14 protein-coding genes and 1 pseudogene are annotated in these 17480 nt (G+C 69.7%); 11 read left to right on the plus strand and 4 right to left on the minus strand.

Features of this window, described 5'->3' with window-relative positions; translation table 11 throughout:
- Positions 1-4: 4 nt before the first annotated feature.
- The 4 genes from ABTY98_RS04220 (at position 5) to cimA (ending at position 4934) form a co-directional block, all read left to right on the plus strand.
- Positions 5-1042, plus strand: a complete 1038-nt coding sequence (locus ABTY98_RS04220; protein WP_352219331.1) for an agmatine deiminase family protein — start codon at positions 5-7, stop codon at positions 1040-1042.
- 18 nt (positions 1043-1060) lie between these two features.
- Positions 1061-1660 (plus strand): TetR/AcrR family transcriptional regulator, encoded by a 600-nt coding sequence (locus tag ABTY98_RS04225; protein WP_352219332.1) that lies wholly within the window; start codon positions 1061-1063, stop codon positions 1658-1660.
- 78 nt (positions 1661-1738) lie between these two features.
- On the plus strand, positions 1739-3040 hold the full coding sequence (locus ABTY98_RS04230; RefSeq protein ID WP_352219333.1) for an MFS transporter: 1302 nt from the start codon (positions 1739-1741) through the stop codon (positions 3038-3040).
- Between the two features lie 283 nt (positions 3041-3323).
- On the plus strand, positions 3324-4934 hold the full coding sequence (cimA, locus tag ABTY98_RS04235) for a citramalate synthase (RefSeq protein ID WP_352219334.1): 1611 nt from the start codon (positions 3324-3326) through the stop codon (positions 4932-4934).
- 49 nt (positions 4935-4983) lie between these two features.
- Here the strand turns inward: cimA and ABTY98_RS04240 are convergent, their stop codons facing one another.
- Complete coding sequence (locus ABTY98_RS04240) at positions 4984-6849, minus strand: ricin-type beta-trefoil lectin domain protein (protein ID WP_352219335.1); 1866 nt, start codon at positions 6847-6849, stop codon at positions 4984-4986.
- 127 nt (positions 6850-6976) lie between these two features.
- Between ABTY98_RS04240 and ABTY98_RS04245 the strand changes: the two genes are divergently transcribed.
- Positions 6977-9991, plus strand: a complete 3015-nt coding sequence (locus ABTY98_RS04245) for a glycoside hydrolase family 3 protein (protein WP_352219336.1) — start codon at positions 6977-6979, stop codon at positions 9989-9991.
- 41 nt (positions 9992-10032) lie between these two features.
- Positions 10033-11391, plus strand: coding sequence for a hypothetical protein (locus ABTY98_RS04250; protein WP_352219337.1), 1359 nt, complete (start codon positions 10033-10035; stop codon positions 11389-11391).
- A 1-nt stretch (position 11392) separates the two neighbouring features.
- Here the strand turns inward: ABTY98_RS04250 and ABTY98_RS04255 are convergent, their stop codons facing one another.
- The gene (locus ABTY98_RS04255) at positions 11393-11815 is read right to left on the minus strand and encodes a MarR family winged helix-turn-helix transcriptional regulator (RefSeq protein WP_352219338.1); all 423 of its coding nucleotides are present in this window, start codon (positions 11813-11815) and stop codon (positions 11393-11395) included.
- Between the two features lie 61 nt (positions 11816-11876).
- Here ABTY98_RS04255 and ABTY98_RS04260 point away from each other — a divergent pair, with 61 nt between their 5' ends.
- Together ABTY98_RS04260 and ABTY98_RS04265 are read left to right on the plus strand one after the other, a co-directional pair.
- Positions 11877-12938, plus strand: a complete 1062-nt coding sequence (locus ABTY98_RS04260; RefSeq protein WP_352219339.1) for an FUSC family protein — start codon at positions 11877-11879, stop codon at positions 12936-12938.
- A 113-nt stretch (positions 12939-13051) separates the two neighbouring features.
- Complete coding sequence (locus tag ABTY98_RS04265) at positions 13052-13423, plus strand: nuclear transport factor 2 family protein (RefSeq protein ID WP_352219340.1); 372 nt, start codon at positions 13052-13054, stop codon at positions 13421-13423.
- 11 nt (positions 13424-13434) lie between these two features.
- On the opposite strand, the pseudogene ABTY98_RS04270 reads toward ABTY98_RS04265, so the two are convergent.
- Positions 13435-13509: pseudogene (locus tag ABTY98_RS04270) on the minus strand (DUF397 domain-containing protein); the annotation flags it as partial.
- 25 nt (positions 13510-13534) lie between these two features.
- Here ABTY98_RS04270 and ABTY98_RS04275 point away from each other — a divergent pair.
- A complete protein-coding gene (locus ABTY98_RS04275; RefSeq protein WP_352219341.1) occupies positions 13535-13942 on the plus strand; it encodes an ATP-binding protein in 408 nt (135 codons plus the stop codon).
- Between the two features lie 89 nt (positions 13943-14031).
- Positions 14032-14715 carry a DUF899 family protein gene (locus ABTY98_RS04280; protein ID WP_352219342.1) on the plus strand — a complete coding sequence of 228 codons (684 nt, stop codon included), beginning with the start codon at positions 14032-14034 and terminating at the stop codon, positions 14713-14715.
- A gap of 121 nt (positions 14716-14836) precedes the next feature.
- On the opposite strand, the gene ABTY98_RS04285 is transcribed toward ABTY98_RS04280, so the two are convergent.
- Positions 14837-15439 carry a YceI family protein gene (locus ABTY98_RS04285; RefSeq protein ID WP_352219343.1) on the minus strand — a complete coding sequence of 201 codons (603 nt, stop codon included), beginning with the start codon at positions 15437-15439 and terminating at the stop codon, positions 14837-14839.
- A 433-nt stretch (positions 15440-15872) separates the two neighbouring features.
- On the opposite strand from ABTY98_RS04285, the gene ABTY98_RS04290 reads away from it, so the two are divergent.
- Positions 15873-17468, plus strand: coding sequence for an acyl-CoA carboxylase subunit beta (locus tag ABTY98_RS04290; protein ID WP_352219344.1), 1596 nt, complete (start codon positions 15873-15875; stop codon positions 17466-17468).
- Positions 17469-17480 lie beyond the last annotated feature (12 nt).

The raw sequence follows: 17480 nt of genomic DNA on the forward strand, positions 1-17480 counted from the left end.
CCCTATGAGCACTCCCGCCTCCGACGGCTTCCGGATGCCCGCCGAGTGGACCCCGCACGAGCGCACCTGGATGGCGTGGCCGGGCCCCAACCCCACCTTCGAAGACCCGGACGACCTCCGCGCCTCCCGGGCGGCCTGGGCCTCGGTGGCCCGCGCGGTCCGGCGCTTCGAACCGGTGACGGTGGTGTGCGGCCCCGGTCAGTCGGCGGCCGCGCAGGCGCTGCTCGGCCCGGGCGTCGACACCGTCGAGCGCGAACTGGACGACGCCTGGATGCGGGACATCGGGCCCACGTTCCTGACCGACGGGCGGGAACTGGCCGCCGTGGACTGGACGTTCAACGGCTGGGGTGCCCAGCACTGGGCCCGCTGGGAGCACGACGCGAAGATCGCCGCGTATGTCTCGGACCTCGCGGGCGCGAAGACGTACGCCTCGAAGCTGGTGAACGAGGGCGGTGCGATCCACGTCGACGGCGAGGGGACCGTCCTGCTGACGGAGACCGTGCAGCTCGGGTCCGAGCGCAACCCCGGCTGGAGCCGTGCGGAGGTCGAGGCGGAGATCCACGGGATGCTCGGCACCCGCAAGGCGATCTGGCTGCCGCGCGGACTCACCGGCGACTACCCGCCCTACGGCTTCGGCACCCTCGGCCATGTCGACATCGTCGCCGCCTTCGCCCGCCCGGGCGTGGTCGTCGCCCACCACCAGCCGGACCCGGCGCACCCCGACCACGAGCTGACCCGGGAGGTCATCGGTCTGCTCAGGTCCCAGACCGACGCACGCGGCCGCACCCTGGAGGTCGTCGAGGTCCCGGCCCCGACCGTCCTGGAGGCCGACGGCCACTGGGCCGACTACTCCTACATCAACCACTACCTCTGCAACGGCGGGGTCGTGCTCTGCGGCTTCGACGACCCGCGCGACGAGATGGCGGCGGGGATCTTCCGCCGTCTCTTCCCGGAGCGGACAGTGACGCTGGTGGACGCCCGTACGATCTTCTCCGGCGGTGGCGGTATCCACTGCGTCACACAGCAGCAGCCGAAGATCTAGTACGACGAGGAGCAGCACATGGCCGGTGGGCGCAGACAGGCCCCGCCCCGCGAGGACGTGCTCGCCGCCGCCATGGACATGATCGCCGACCGCGGGCTGGAGAAACTCACCATGGCCGCGCTCGGCCACGAGGTCGGGATGAGCAGCGGCCATCTCCTCTACTACTTCCGCTCCAAGGACGAACTGCTCCTGCAGACCCTGGAGTGGAGCGAGGGCCGGCTGGGCGCCGAGCGCGGCCGGCTGCTCACCCGTCGCGGCACCGCCCGTGAGCGCCTCGACGCCTATGTCGACCTGTACGTCCCCGACGGCCACCGCGACCCGCACTGGACGCTCTGGCTGGAGGTCTGGAACCGCTCGCAGAACGCCGACGAGGCCGCCCGCGACCGCCAGGCCGCCATCGAGGGCGCCTGGCACCGCGACCTGGTGGCGCTGCTCGCGGAGGGCATCTCGCGGGGCGAGTTCCGGCCGGTCGACCCCGACCGCTTCGCCGCACGTCTGCGCGCCCTGCTCGACGGCTTCTCCATCCATGTGGCGATCGGGCTGCGCGGCACGGACCGGGCGCAGGTTCTCGGCCATGTACGCGAGTTCCTGGCAGCGGATCTTCTCGTAGACGCGTGACCCGTAAGGAACAGGTCGTCTTCGTAAGGCATTTGCGGTAAAGGAATCTCGTGTTCCCCCGCGGGGCAGGAACGGCCCATGGGACGACAACACTGGAAGAAGATCTGGGTCGGTTCGGCGGGCAACATGGTCGAGTGGTTCGACTGGTTCGTGTACGCGAGCTTCGCCACCTACTTCGCCGGGGCGTTCTTCCCGAGCGGGAATCCCACCGCGCAGCTGATGAACACCGCCGGGATCTTCGCCGTCGGGTTCTTCATGCGCCCGGTGGGCGGCTGGCTCCTCGGCCGGGTCGGCGACCGCAGGGGCCGCAAAGCCGCCCTGACGCTCACCGTCACCCTCATGTCGGTGTCCGCGATCCTCATCGCCGTCGCCCCGACCTACGACGCCGCCGGCTACGGCGGAGCCTTCGTGCTGCTCGTCGCCCGCCTGCTGCAAGGCCTGTCGGTGGGCGGCGAGTACGCGGCCAGCGCCACCTACCTCACCGAGGCCTCCGACCCGCGCCGGCGCGGCTTCGCCTCCAGCTTCCAGTACGTGTCGATGACCGCGGGCCAGATCGCCGGCCTCGGCCTGCTGATCGTCCTTCAGCACACCCTCTCCGACGCCGCGCTGCACGACTACGGCTGGCGAATCCCGTTCGTCGTCGGCGCGCTCGGTGCCGCCGTGGTCTTCTATCTGCGCCGGACCATGCTGGAGACCGAGGTCTACGAGGAGGACACCTCGCGCGCGGCCGAGCGCGGCACCCTGCGCGCGCTGTGGCAGCACCGGCGGGAGGCGTTCCTGGTCATGGCGCTGACGATGGGCGGCACGGTGGCCTACTACACGTACACCACCTATCTGACGAAGTACCTCTCCAACTCCGCGGGCCTGTCCAAGGAGACCGCGACCCTGGTCTCCTTCACCGCGCTGACCGTCTTCGCCTGCCTCCAGCCCCTCGCCGGCGCCCTCTCCGACCGCATCGGCCGCCGCCCCCTCCTGATCACCTTCGCGGTCGGCTCCACCGTCCTCACCGTGCCGATCCTGACCCTCCTCAAACACGCGAACGGTTACTGGCCCGCCCTCGGCCTCTCCCTCCTCGCCCTCGTCGTGGTCACCGGCTACACCTCGATCAACGCCTGTGTGAAGGCCGAGCTCTTCCCGACCGGCGTCCGCGCCCTGGGCGTGGCCCTGCCCTACGCCCTCGCCAACGCCCTGTTCGGCGGGACGGCGGAATACGTCGCCCTGTGGTTCAAGAACGCCGGGATCGAGTCCGGCTTCTACTGGTACGTGGCGGGCTGTGCCGCCGTATCGCTTGTGGTGTACGTCACCATGCGGGAGACGAAGGACCTGGATCTGGCACGGACGAGGTCTCAGGAGGCGCCCACCGTGACGACCGCATCCTGAGACGGTCGGTGAGCCGGGGGCGGGTTGTGCCAGACTTCCCCCGTGCTCTCGTTCGCCATGATTATTGGCAGCAGGCGCGCCGGTCCGCAGTGACCACCACGTACGACCAGGTACGGGTGGCCATCGTCGTCCTCGACCCGCGCGCAGACCTCTCGCACCCGCGAGGGGTTTTTTCGTTTTCCGGCCCACCTTCAGCCGGAAGGCGGGCGCGAGGGACCATGGAGGCACGGTGGAGCCGGTCATTCCGGTACGACCGAGATTCGACATCAGGAGCCTTGAGACCATGACCGAGACGGCAACCAACGAGCTGGACGACTCGTTCCACGTCTTCGACACCACGCTGCGCGACGGCGCACAGCGCGAGGGCATCAACCTCACCGTCGCGGACAAGCTGGCCATCGCACGGCACCTGGACGACTTCGGCGTGGGCTTCATCGAGGGCGGCTGGCCCGGCGCCAACCCCCGGGACACCGAGTTCTTCGCCCGCGCCCGGCAGGAGATCGACTTCAGGCACGCCCAGCTGGTCGCCTTCGGCGCCACCCGCCGGGCCGGTACCAAGGCCGCCGATGACCCCCAGGTCAAGGCCCTGCTCGACTCCGGCGCCCCCGTGATCACCCTGGTCGCCAAGTCCCACGACCGCCATGTCGAACTGGCGCTGCGCACCACCCTCGACGAGAACCTCGAGATGGTCCGCGACACGGTGTCCTTCCTGAAGGACCAGGGCCGCCGCGTCTTCGTCGACTGCGAGCACTTCTTCGACGGCTACCGCGCCAACCCCGAGTACGCGAAGGCGGTCGTGCGGGCGGCGTCGGAGGCGGGCGCGGACGTGGTCGTCCTGTGCGACACCAACGGCGGCATGCTGCCGGCCCAGGTGCAGGCGGTCGTCTCGACGGTCCTGGCGGACACGGGCGCCCGGCTCGGCATCCACGCCCAGGACGACACCGGCTGCGCGGTCGCCAACACCCTCGCCGCCGTCGACGCGGGCGCGACCCACGTCCAGTGCACGGCCAACGGCTACGGCGAACGCGTCGGCAACGCCAACCTGTTCCCGGTGGTCGCCGCCCTGGAGCTGAAGTACGGCAAGAAGGTCCTGCCGGACGGCCGCCTGCGCGAGATGACCCGCATCTCCCACGCCATCGCCGAGGTCGTCAACCTCACGCCCTCCACCCACCAGCCCTACGTCGGCGTCTCGGCCTTCGCCCACAAGGCGGGCCTGCACGCCTCCGCGATCAAGGTCGACCCGGACCTCTACCAGCACATCGACCCCGAGCTGGTCGGCAACACCATGCGCATGCTGGTCTCCGACATGGCCGGCCGCGCCTCGGTGGAACTCAAGGGCAAGGAACTCGGCATCGACCTCGGCGGCGACCGCGAGCTGGTCGGCCGGGTGGTGGAGCGGGTGAAGGAGTACGAACTCAAGGGCTACACCTTCGAGGCCGCCGACGCCTCCTTCGAACTCCTCCTGCGCGCAGAGGTCGAGGGCAGGCCGCGCTCCTACTTCCGCGTCGAGTCCTGGCGGGCCATCGTCGAGGACCGCCCCGACGGCACCCACGCCAACGAGGCCACGGTCAAGCTCTGGGCCAAGAGCGAGCGCATCGTCGCCACGGCGGAGGGCAACGGCCCGGTCAACGCCCTCGACCGGGCCCTGCGCGTCGCCCTCGAGAAGATCTACCCCCAGCTGGCCAAGCTCGACCTGGTCGACTACAAGGTCCGCATCCTGGAGGGCAAGCACGGCACGCAGTCGACGACCCGCGTCCTGATCTCCACGTCCGACGGCACGGGCGAATGGTCGACGGTGGGCGTGGCCGAGAACGTCATCGCGGCATCCTGGCAGGCCCTGGAGGACGCGTACACATACGGCCTGCTGCGGGCGGGCGTGGAACCGGCGGAGTAGCCGTCCATGAGGCTGGGGGCTGCGCACGCAGCCCCCAGCCTCGTTCCCCCTACTGCAGATGCCACTTCTGGTTGGCGGCGCCCGTGCACGTCCAGATCTGCGCCCGCGCCCCGTTCGCCGACGAGTTGTCCGTGACGTCCAGGCACTTGTTCGCCGCCGCGTTCACGACATCGCCGGTGGTGGAGTTGTACGACCACTGTTGCGCGCCGGTTCCGTTGCAGTCGTACAACTGGACCTTCGCCCCGTCCGCCGTCGAGGCCGAGGTCACGTCCAGGCACTTGCCGAGCGCGCGGACCGAGCCGTCGGACTGCACGGTCCACTGCTGGGCGGTGCTGCCGTTGCAGTCGTAGAGCTGGACGGCCGTGCCGTTCGTGCTCGAACCGCCTGCCACGTCAAGGCACTTGCCCGCCAGCCCGACGAACGCCCCGGTCTGGCTGCCCCCGCCGGACTGCGTGCCGGACCAGGTGAAGGTCGCCGAGGTCTTGCCCGGCAGCGAGTAAGTGGCGTGCTGTGAGCCCCAGTTGATGGTGACGGTCTTGGCGGCGGACGAGTCGTTGTAGGCGATCAGCGCCTTGGAGCCGTCCGGGTTGCGCCAGGCCACGTTCGGGACCGCGGTGGACGCCGTCGAGGCGATCCGCTGGGCGCCCGGCCGGACGAACTTCGTCAGGTGGCCCATCGTGTAGTACTCCACCGTGTAGTCGACGGTCCCGCTCGCGCCGTCCCCGTTGTGCACGGTGACCAGCCCGGTGCAGGTGCCGCAACCGCCGTTGTGCGGGCCCATGTTCTGGTCCACGGCCAGCGACCACTTGGTCACCGACTTCGCCCAGTTACGGGTGTAGTCGATGATGTTGTTCATGTCCTCGCGCTGCTGGTTGGCGATCCAGGTGCCACCGGAGTGCTCGGTGCCGAAGGCGTCCAGCGTGGGGTACTGGTTGTGCACGGTGGTCTGCTTGCCGACGTCCCCGCCGTAGCCGTGCCAGGCGATCCCGCCGAAGTTGGGGTGGTTGCGGATCGCCGGGTCGTCGACGCTCGCCGCCGCGTAGGAGTCGTAGACGTCCCAGTTCCAGTCGTGGGCCAGCACCTTGGTGGACAGCCCGGCAGCCTGGAGCTTCGGCAGCAGTTCGCTCTTGAGGAAGTACTGCAGGCCCGAGGCGTTCCAGCTCATCGACGGATAGCCGGAGCAGCAGGTCGGTTCGTTCTGCGGGGTGACGTACGAGACCTTGACGCCCTGTGCCTGGTAGGCCTGGAGGTACTTCACGAAGTACGAGGCGTACGCCCCGTAGTCCTCCGACTTCAGCCAGCCCCCGTTGAGCGAGCCGCTGTCCTTCATCCAGGCCGGCGCGGTCCACGGCGAGGCCATCACCGTCAGGGACGGGTTCAGCTGGAGCGCCTGCTTGGTGAGCGGGACGACGTCCGCGAGGTCGTGGGAGATGGAGAAGCTCGTGAGGTTCGGGTCGGTCTGTCCGGCGGGTATGTCGTCGTACGTGTAGCCGTACCGGGCCAGGTCCGAGGCGCCCATCGGATTGCGCAGGAACGACAGCCCGATGCCGTCCGTGGGCGAGAACAGCTTCTTCATGGTGGCGTCCCGGGTGGCCTGGGACAGCGCCCCGCTGCTGTTCATCAGCCAGGCCGCGGTGTCGGTGAAGGACGCGCCGCCGCCGGTGAAGGTCTGGTAGCGGGTGTTCTCGTCGACGGTGATGTTCTCGCCGCTGCCGCCGCTCCCGGTCTGGAAGGCGAACGGCGTCTGCGCCTGGAGCCCGCGGGTGACATGGCGCCCGCCGGAGTCGTCGGTGGTGGTGAGATACGCGGTGACCTGCTCACCGGCCGCGTGCGCGGACGGTACGACGGCGGTGAGGCCGGCCACGGTGAGCAGTCCGGCCAGGAGCAGCCGGACCGTGTGGGGGGTGTTTCTCATGGACACATCGCCCTTCCTGACGGGACGTCTTGACGGGTGTGCGAGCCCTTAGTTAACTCACGGCGTGATCTAAGTCATGAGTGAACTGTGAGAGCCCTGAGTGAACCAGAGAGCCGAGGGAAGGTCCATGCCAAGAACCGCCCTGCTCGTCTCCACCGCCCTACTCGCAGCCCTGATGCCCCTGTCGGCAGCCCGGGCCGCCGACGACCCCGCCCCAACTCCCGTCGACCGCTTCGAGGGTGAGGTCCCCTTCGCCTCCCAGCCTGCCGAGGGCATCTTCACCTGGGGAGGCGACAGCGATGACCCGCCCGCCCTCCAGCTCGCTGCCCGCGCCGACGCCCCCGAGGGCGCCAAGGTCCTCTCCGGGACGTACGACATCAGCGGTTACGGCGGCTTCACCCACGACTTCGCCGCCACCGAGCCCGCCCACGACTGGTCCGCCCACAAGGGCATCCGCTTCTGGTGGGACGGCCAGGACAACGGCAAGAAGATCGCCTTCGAGATCAAGGACGGCGGTGCCAACGGCGAGGCCTCCGAGCTGTGGACGACGTCCTTCACCGACGACTTCACCGGCTGGAAGCAGATCGAGATCCCCTTCGCGGACTTCGTGTACCGGACCGACTACCAGCCGGTCGGCGGTATCGACCACGTCCTCGGCCTGACCCAGATGTGGGGCTACGCGCTCACCCTCCCCGTCGGGCTCAAGGGCCGGTTCGCCATGGACGACGTGGAGTTGTACGGCAAGGCCGACCAGTCCCTGCGCGCCTCCGTCACCACGGACGCGGCCGTCTACCCCGTCCAGGAGGGCCGCACGGCCTCCGTGAAGGTCTCCGTCGGCACCACAGGATCCGCCCCGCTCGACGAGCCCGTGACCGTCGCCTACGAGACGGCCACGACTGGCACCGCGGCCCCCGGCAAGGACTACACCCCGGTCTCCGGCACCCTCACCTTCCCGGCGGGCACGACCTCCGGGGCCACGCAGACCATCAAGGTGCCCACGCTCAAGCACCGTTCCGCCGAATCCGCGGAGACCATCCCGCTGAAGCTCACCGTCACCGGCGCCAAGGCCCCCGCCGAGACCCCGCAGGTCGTCATCGACGCGCACGGACTGCCGTACCTGGACAGCAGGTTGCCCGTGAAGAAGCGGGTCGCCGACCTCCTCTCCCGGATGTCCCTGACGGAGAAGGCCGGCCAGATGACCCAGGCCGAGCGCGGTGCCGTGGGCAACGGTGCCGATGTCGCCGCCTACGACCTCGGCTCGCTGCTCTCCGGCGGCGGCTCGACGCCCACGCCCAACACCGCCGAGGCCTGGGCGAAGATGATCGACGGCTTCCAACTGCGCGCGCAGGCGACGCGGTTCCAGATCCCGCTGATCTACGGCGTGGACGCGGTGCACGGCCACAACAACCTGGCCGGAGCCACGATCATGCCGCACAACATCGGCATCGGCGCGACCCGCGATCCCGGGCTCGCCGAGGAGACCGGTGCGGTGACGGCCGCCGAGGTCCGCGCCACCGGCATCCCCTGGGACTTCGCCCCCTGCCTCTGCGTCACCCGTGACGAGCGCTGGGGCCGCTCCTACGAGTCCTTCGGCGAGGACCCGGCCCTGGTGAAGTCCATGGAGACCATGATCCAGGGACTCCAGGGACGGGCGGACGGCCGTGACCTGAAGGACGACGACAAGGTCCTGGCCACCGCCAAGCACTTCGTCGGCGACGGCGGCACCGAGTACGGCTCGTCCACGACCGGGTCGTACACTATCGACCAGGGCGTCACCAAGGTCACCCGGCAGCAGCTGGAGGCGATCCACCTGGCGCCGTACCAGACCGCCGTGGACCGGGGCATCGGCACGGTCATGCCCTCGTACTCCTCCCTCGACATCCTCGGTGACGGCCAGGGCCCGGTGAAGATACACGCCCGCGCCGACATGATCAACGGGGTGCTCAAGGGCCGGATGGGCTTCGACGGCTTCGTGATCAGCGACTGGAACGCCATCGACCAGCTCCCCGGCGACTACGCGTCCCACGTCCGCACGGCGGTCAACGCGGGCGTCGACATGATGATGGTCCCCTACAGCTACCAGGACTTCAGCTCCACCCTGATCGACGAGGTGAAGGCCGGCCGCGTCAGCGAGCAGCGCGTCGACGACGCGGTGTCCCGCATCCTCACCCAGAAGTTCAAGCTGGGCCTCTTCGAGCACCCGTACGCCGACACCAGCGGCGCTTCGAAGATCGGCTCCACCGGGCACCGGGCGGTGGCCCGGCAGGCGGCCGCGGAGTCGCAGGTACTGCTGAAGAACGACAGCGGGGTCCTGCCCCTGAAGAAGTCGCAGAAGGTGTACGTCGCCGGGTCCAACGCCGACGACCTGGGCAACCAGACCGGCGGCTGGACCATCACCTGGCAGGGCCAGTCCGGCACCCACACCACCGGCACCACCATCCTCCAGGGCATGAAGAACGCCGGGGGAGACGTCACCTACTCGAAGGATGCCTCGGCGCCGACGAGCGGTTACGACGTGGGGGTGGTCGTCGTCGGCGAGACCCCGTACGCCGAGGGCGTCGGAGACGTCGGCAACGGCAACGATCTCGCGCTGACCCCCGCCGACCAGGCTGCCGTGGACAAGGTGTGCGCGGCCATGAAGTGCGCGGTGCTGATCGTCTCCGGGCGCCCGCAGCTGATCGGCGACCGGCTCGGTGAGATCGACGCCCTGGTGGCGTCCTGGCTGCCGGGCACCGAGGGCGACGGCGTGGCCGACGTGCTCTACGGCAAGCGGGCCTTCACCGGTCAGCTCCCGGTCACCTGGCCGAAGTCCGAGGTGCAGCTGCCGATCAACGTGGGAGACGCGTCGTACGACCCGCAGTACCCGTACGGCTGGGGTCTGACGACCCTGGCCAAGGCCCCCAAGGGCGGCGAGGCCACGCTGAAGGGGCTCGGCGCGGCGGCCAGGGCCGCCGAACGGGTGGGTGCCGACCAGGCCGGCCGGAAACTGGTGGCCAAGGCTCGGCTGCTGGTCCAGGCGAAGATCGGCCAGGACATCACGTCGGCCGTGTCGAAGCCCTTCGCCGACGCGGACCATCTGCTGCTGTCCGGCAAGTACGGAGCGGCGGTGGAGAAGCTGACGGAGGCATACGAAGCAGCATAGGAAATGACTGGTTATGGGAGGCTTCGGGTAAGTTCCGAAACATGAAGGCCGTGCTACGGACCCGGACCCGAAGCCTCCCAGGCCTGCTGCTGGCCTTGGTGGTGATCGCCCTGACGGTGCTCGCCCCGCGGGCCACGGCGGCCACCGGTGTCTCGACGATCGCCGACGCCCTTCGCAAGAGCCCGGTGTACGTCGACCCGGCGGCCGCCACCCAGCTGTCCACGGCCCAGGCCGACACCCTGGCCCGCCAGATCAAGGACGCGAACAAACCCCTGTTCATCGCCGTCCTGCCGGCCGGCTACCCCACCCGGAACCTCTTCACGGACCTGCGCACCGCCACCGGCATCACCGGCCTGTACGCCGTCCGGCTCGGCGACCGCTTCGACGCCCGCGCCGACTCCTCGGTGCTGCCCCGGACGGCCGTGCGGAACCTGGTCACCAGCGTCCAGGGCGAGACCGCGAGCAACCAGCTGACCGACTTCACCGACCGCGCCCTGACCAACATGGGCGGCAAGGCGCCCTCGACCTGGGGCGGCGGCAGCGCGCACGGCTCCGGGGTCTCGAGTACGGCACTGATCACGATCGGAGCGGTGGTCGTGGCCGGCGGGGCGGGCGCGTACACCCTGGTCCGCCGCAATCGCCGACGCCACGAGGAGGAGCAGCGGGCCGCCCTGGACCGGCTCCGGGTGGTCGTGGACGAGGACATCACCGCCTTCGGCGAGGAACTGGACCGTCTCGACTTCCACCCGGCCGAGCCGGGCGCCGACAACGCCATGCGCGCGGACTACGAGCGCGCGCTGAACGCCTACGACCAGGCGAAGCAGTCCATGGCCGACGCGCGCAGACCGGAGGACGTGCGCACGGTCACCCAGGCCCTGGAGGACGGCCGCTTCTCGCTGGCCCAGCTCGCCGCCCGCCGCGAGCACCGCCCGCTCCCGGAACGCCGGCCGCCGTGCTTCTTCGACCCGCGGCACGGCCCGTCGGTCACGGACGCCACCTGGACCCCGCCCGGCGGCTCGCCCCGCGAGGTCCCGGTCTGCGCGGCGGACGCCACGAGGCTGGCCGACGGCCGCGACCCGGTGATGCGCGAGGTCGACACCGACCACGGCCGCCGCCCCTACTGGGACGCGGGCCCGGCCTACGGCCCCTGGGCGGGCGGCTACTTCGGCGGCGGCCTCCTGCCCGGCCTTCTCATCGGCACGGCCCTGGGCGGCTGGATGTCCGCCCCCGCCTACGCGGCCGACTACGGCACCGGATACGGAGACTTCGGCGCCGGCGGCTACCAGGGCGGCGACCTGTCCGGCGCGGACTTCGACCCCGGGGACTTCGGCGACTTCGGTGGCGGCGGGGACTTCGGCGGCGGGGGCGGCGACAGCGGCGACTTCGGCGGAGGTTTCTGACCTACTCCGGATCCCCCAGCCGCTCCATCACTGAGGCCGCGAGGGACAGCACCCCGCGCTCGGTCTCGCTCAACGCCCCGAACGCCTCGGCCAGCCAGGCGTCCCGCTGGGCCATGTCGGCCTCCAGCGCCCGCCGCCCCGCCTCGGTCAGGCTCAGCACCGACTGCCGCCGGTCGGACGCGTCCGGTGCCCGGCCGACCAGCCCCTCCGCCTCCAGCTCCGCGAAGACCCGGGTCAGCGACTGGGGACACTGCCGCTCGGCGACCGCGATCTCGCCGGGCGTGGACGGCCCGTGCCGGTACAGACGGCCGAGCACCGACAGCTGATTGGGACTGAGACTCCCGGCCCCGCGCTCCTGCCGCAGCCGACGGTTGAGCCGGACGACAGCACGACGGATACGGGCGGCTTCGACGAGGTGCTCCATACTAGAGATCGTAAGCGATAACTTACTATTCACTGCTTGTCGGTCACCGTACTCTCGGCCTGTGATCGCCAAACTCATACGCAACGCGTACGAAGCAGGACTGACGATGACGGCCGTGCTGCTCTGCTGGGCCGCCGCCCTGGCGCTGGAGGGGGCCGCCGGACTGCACACCGATGTGCTGGTCCTCGCGGTCGCCCTGACCCTGACCCTCGCCGCCACCCAGCGCACCGCCGGCACCCGCCGCCGTCTGATGTCGCTGGTGGTGCTGCCCCTGACCGCAACCGCCTCGATCTTCGTCGGTCGACTGCTCGCCTCGCACTACACGGCGGGCGCAGCCGCCTACACGGCCGGGATGACACTGGCCATCTGGATCCGCCGGTACGGCCCGGTCGGCACCAAGGCGGGCACGCTGCTGGCCCTCCCTTTGGTGGCCCTGCTGGTGGTCCCCGGCCCCGCACTGCCCGCCGAGGCGCAGAGCGGACTGGTCACCTGGGGCTGGTCGGCGCTGATCGGGGTGATCGCGTGCTGCTCGGTCTGGCTGGTGCAGGCCCTGGGCGACCGCTACGGCCCCTGGCGCGCGGAGCCGGTCCCCGACCCGCCCCCACGCCGCTCCCGCCTCCACCCGCGCCCCAGCACCCGCATGGCTCTCCAGATGGCGGCGGCCATCGCAGCCGCCTTCACCCTCGGCCACCTCCTCTTCGACGGCCACTGGCCCTGGGCCGTGCTGACCGCGTACGTCGCCGCGAGCGGCAACCGCGGCCGAACCGACGTACTGCGCAAGGGGGTAGAACGCCTGGCTGGTGCCTGCATAGGCACCCTCCTGGCGACGGCGGTAGCGGAGGCGGGCGTCACCGGCCACACGGCGGTGGCCCTGATGTTCGCCGTCCTGACGGTCGCCCTTTGGCTGCGCCCCCTCAACTACGCCTACTGGGCGGCCGGCGTGACCACGGCCCTCTCCCTGCTCCTCGGCTACTTCGGCCAGAACGCGGAATCCCTGCTACCGACCCGCCTGGCGGCCATCGCGGTGGGCGCGGCCCTCTCCGTGGCGTCGGCGTGGTGGCTGCTGCCGGTACCGCGCAGGAGGACTGGGGCACGGCCTGATGTACGGCCGAGCGAGGCTTAGGACACCGTCTTAGAACGTTCAAAGGAAGGAGATGTCAGCCCACGTCCGTCTGGCCTCCGGCCCGACTGCGGACGGGAGTGCCTAGGCTGTCACCGCGACCGAAGGGCGGTGCCATGGACGAGGACTCCCTGACCAGAGCCGCGATCGAGGAGCATTGGCGGGCCTCGGAACGCGGGGACACCGAAGCCGAGCACGCCATCTACGCCCCGGACGCGATCCTGGACTACCCGCAGTCAGGCGAGCGGTTCCGGGGCCGCGCGATGATTGCGGCGCAACGCGGCGGACACCCGGCCGACCGGCACTTCACCGTCCAGCGGATCACCGGTCACGCGAATCTGTGGGTGAGCGAATGCGTCATCACCTACGACGGTGTGCCCTCGTTCTCGGTGAGCATCATGGAATTCGCCGACCTGCACGTGGTGCACGAGACCCAGTACTTCGCCGATCCCTTCGACCCACCGGCCTGGCGGGCCGCGAGTTCCTAGTCAGGCGGCGGTCATGTGGCCGTATGCCCGAGGAAGGCGGTCCAGGCGGTGGGGGAGACGGTGAGGGTGGAGCCATCGGCGTTCTTGGAGTCTCATGGTGACACTCGTCTCATGGATCCGGAACCCCAACACCCCCACACCCGCGAGGCGTTCTACCGCCGGGACCGCAGATCCGTCGGCGTGGCCCGCGACTTCACGCGCACGGCCCTGGCTGACCGGGAGGTCGGCCCGCGCGCGGACGACGTACTGCTCTGCGTGAGCGAACTGACCACCGACGCCGTGCTCCACGGCGTACCCCCGGGCCGCGGCTTCCGCCTCCGGCTGACCCTGCACCCCGACGGAGTCCTCCGCACCGAGGTCCACGACAGCGGCCCGGGCGAGCTCCGCTACCGCGACATGTCACCGGAGTCGGAACACGGCCGGGGCCTGCTGCTGGGCAGCCTGCTCGCGGACAAGTGGGGAGTGGAAGAGCGTGGCCCCGGCAAGATCGTGTGGTGTGAATTCGGAGTGCCCGAGTGATCTCGGCCTGGCGTGCCTCTGCGAAGGTGAGTAGGCCAGGTGGCCGTCCTAGACTTGGGGGCCTGGGGGCCCCACCCCAGGAGGACGCGATGGTGCGGCACACCAGGCTGGCCGGGGAGTCCGAGAAGTATCTCGGTGCCCGCGAGGAGCTGCGGCTGGCCGAGATCGAGCTGATGCGGCGCCGGGAGGAGGTCGCGGCGCTGCGGCGGGCGCTCCCGCAGGGAGCGGCCGTCGACGACTACGTCTTTCTCGAAGGGCCCGGCGACCTCGACGCCGGTGACACACCGGTTCGCGAGGTCGCGTTGAGCGAGTTGTTCACCGGTCCCGAACGGCCGCTGATCGTCTACCACTTCATGTACGGCAAGCTTCAGACCAGCGCCTGTCCGATGTGCACGATGTGGATCGACGGGTACAACGGCATCGCCCACCACATGGCCAGGAACGCGGACTTCGTCATCGCCGCGGCGGCCGACCCGCCCACTCTCCGGAAGTACGCCCGCGACCGCGGCTGGCACCGGTTGCGGCTGCTCAGCTGTGGTGACAGCACGTTCAAGTACGACCTGGGGAGCGAGGACGAGGACGGCGCGCAGGACTCCACGGTCTCCGTCTTCACCCGCGACGGCGACGACACGGTCCGGCACACCTACTCGGCCCATCCGCGTGTGGCCGAGGACATCCAGGAGCGCGGTATCGACCTGCTGACGCCCGTCTGGCACCTTCTCGACCTCACCCCGCGGGGGCGCGGCGACTGGTACCCGACCATCGACTACTAGAACACACGCCAGACCCCGGAGTCGGGCGAGCGCCCGCCCTCAGGGGAGTGGGGGACGGGCGCTCAGCGGGCGTGGGCGGCCTGGATGGTGCGGGCGGTGTCGGCGGTCCGACGCCGCGGGCTCACGCGTTCTTGATCGCGGAGATGTCGAAGTTCAGCTTGATCTTGTCGGAGACAAGGACGCCACCGGTCTCCAGCGCGGCGTTCCAGGTCACGCCCCAGTCGGAGCGCTTGATCTCGGCCTTGCCCTCGAAGCCGACGCGATCGTTGCCGAACGGGTCCTTGGCCGCGCCGTTGAACTCCAGGTCGATGGTGACCGGCTTGGTGACACCGAGGATCGTGAGGTCGCCGGTGATGCGGTAGTCGTCGCCGCCGAGGGCCTCCGCCTTGGTGGAGCGGAAGGTCATCGTCGGGAACTCGTCCGTCTTGAAGAAGTCCGCCGACTTCAGGTGACCGTCACGGTCGGGGCTGCCCGTGGTGATGCTGTCCATCGTGATGTCGAGGGAGGCAGTGGACTTCGACGGGTCCGCGCCGTTCAGGTGCAGCGAGCCCTCGAACTGCCGGAAGCTGCCCTTGACGTTGGTGACCATCGCGTGGCGGGCCACGAAACCGAGCGTGGTGTGCGCCGGGTCGATCGTGTAGTCGCCGGTCAGCGTGGCCGTGTCGGCGGTGGCGCCGGCGGTGGTGGTGGTGGTGTTGTCGTTCTTGCGGCCGAAGATGCCCATGATGTGCTCCTTTGGGGACGGGTCGCGGCCTCGGAGCGGTGGATGCCGAAGGCGCGGACCGTTGATGTTTAATGTTCAACGAACTCAACAGGCCTCACCGTAGTCCTATTCCGTACAACTTTCAACTTCATCTGTTCGCGTGTCGCCGTCATCACGGAACGTAACGGATCGCGACGCGGCGGAGGAGTGTGGCCAGGGTGCGGTTAGGCTCGGAAGAGGGGCCCCTTTCACCCGGGGGTGGGATGGGCGACCCATGAATGTGAGGCGCGTCTCAGGGTATGCCTTTGTGGCACCCCTACAACGGCGCAGCCCTCTGAGCAGTCGGAACGGCTGCATGCTCTTCTGGTTCTGTTCAGTGGTTCCAGGAAAACGCGTCGGAGACTGTACGGAGTCGACGTCTCGCAATCCTTGGTGTCCTTCGTAAGGTCACTACATGACCGTTTTGGAAGAGACGACGGGTGAGCCCACCGGCGAGCCGACGGACGCGCGCGGGCGGGTCGCCGAGCTGCACGAGATCCGTGCGGCGGCCGTGGCGGGGCCCAGCGAGAAGGCGACCGAGGCACAGCGCGCCAAGGGCAAGCTGACGGCCCGGGAGCGTATCGAGCTGCTCCTGGACCCGGGTTCCTTCCAGGAGGTCGAGCAGCTGCGCCGGCACCGCGCGGTCGGCTTCGGCCTGGAGGCAAAGAAGCCCTACACCGACGGCGTCATCACCGGCTGGGGCACGGTCGAGGGCCGTACGGTCTTCGTCTACGCCCATGACTTCCGGATCTTCGGCGGCGCGCTGGGCGAGGCCCACGCCACCAAGATCCACAAGATCATGGACATGGCCATCGCGGCCGGCGCCCCCCTGGTCTCCCTGAACGACGGCGCCGGCGCCCGTATCCAGGAGGGCGTCTCCGCCCTCGCCGGCTACGGCGGCATCTTCCAGCGCAACACCAAGGCGTCCGGCGTCATCCCGCAGATCTCCGTGATGCTCGGCCCCTGCGCGGGCGGCGCGGCCTACAGCCCCGCTCTCACCGACTTCGTCTTCATGGTCCGCGAGACCTCGCAGATGTTCATCACCGGCCCGGACGTCGTCAAGGCGGTCACCGGCGAGGAGATCACCCAGAACGGCCTCGGCGGCGCCGACGTGCACGCGGAGACCTCCGGTGTCTGCCACTTCGCGTACGACGACGAGGAGACCTGCATCGCGGAGGTCCGCTACCTCCTCTCGCTCCTCCCGCAGAACAACCGCGAGAACCCGCCGCGCGTCGACTCCACGGACCCCGTCGACCGCCGCAGCGACGTCCTCCTGGACCTGGTCCCGGCCGACGGCAACCGGCCGTACGACATGACCAAGGTGATCGAGGAGATCGTCGACGACGGCGAGTACCTGGAGGTCCACGAGCGCTGGGCGCGGAACATCATCTGCGCGCTGGCCCGGATCGACGGCCAGGTCGTGGGCATCATCGCCAACCAGCCGCAGGTACTGGCGGGCGTCCTGGACATCGAGGCGAGTGAAAAAGCTGCGCGCTTTGTCCAGATGTGTGACGCTTTCAATGTTCCGATCGTCACCTTCCTGGACGTACCGGGCTTCCTCCCCGGTGTCGACCAGGAACACGGCGGGATCATCCGCCACGGCGCGAAGCTCCTCTACGCCTACTGCAACGCGACCGTGCCCCGGATCTCACTGATCCTGCGCAAGGCGTACGGAGGTGCCTACATCGTCATGGACTCCCAGTCGATCGGTGCCGACCTGACCTACGCCTGGCCGACGAACGAGATCGCGGTCATGGGCGCGGAGGGTGCGGCCAACGTGATCTTCCGTCGGCAGATCGCCGCGGCCGAGGACCCCGAGGCCATGCGACAGAAGATGGTCAAGGAGTACAAGGCCGAGCTCATGCACCCCTACTACGCGGCCGAGCGCGGCCTGGTCGACGACGTCATCGACCCGGCCGAGACCCGCGAGGTGCTCGCCAGGTCGCTGGCGATGCTGCACACCAAGCACGCCGACCTGCCGTCGCGTAAGCACGGCAACCCCCCGCAGTAATCCTGCGGAAAC

The sequence above is a fragment of the Streptomyces sp. NPDC096040 genome (genome assembly GCF_040303265.1).
Classification (GTDB): Bacteria; Actinomycetota; Actinomycetes; order Streptomycetales; family Streptomycetaceae; genus Streptomyces.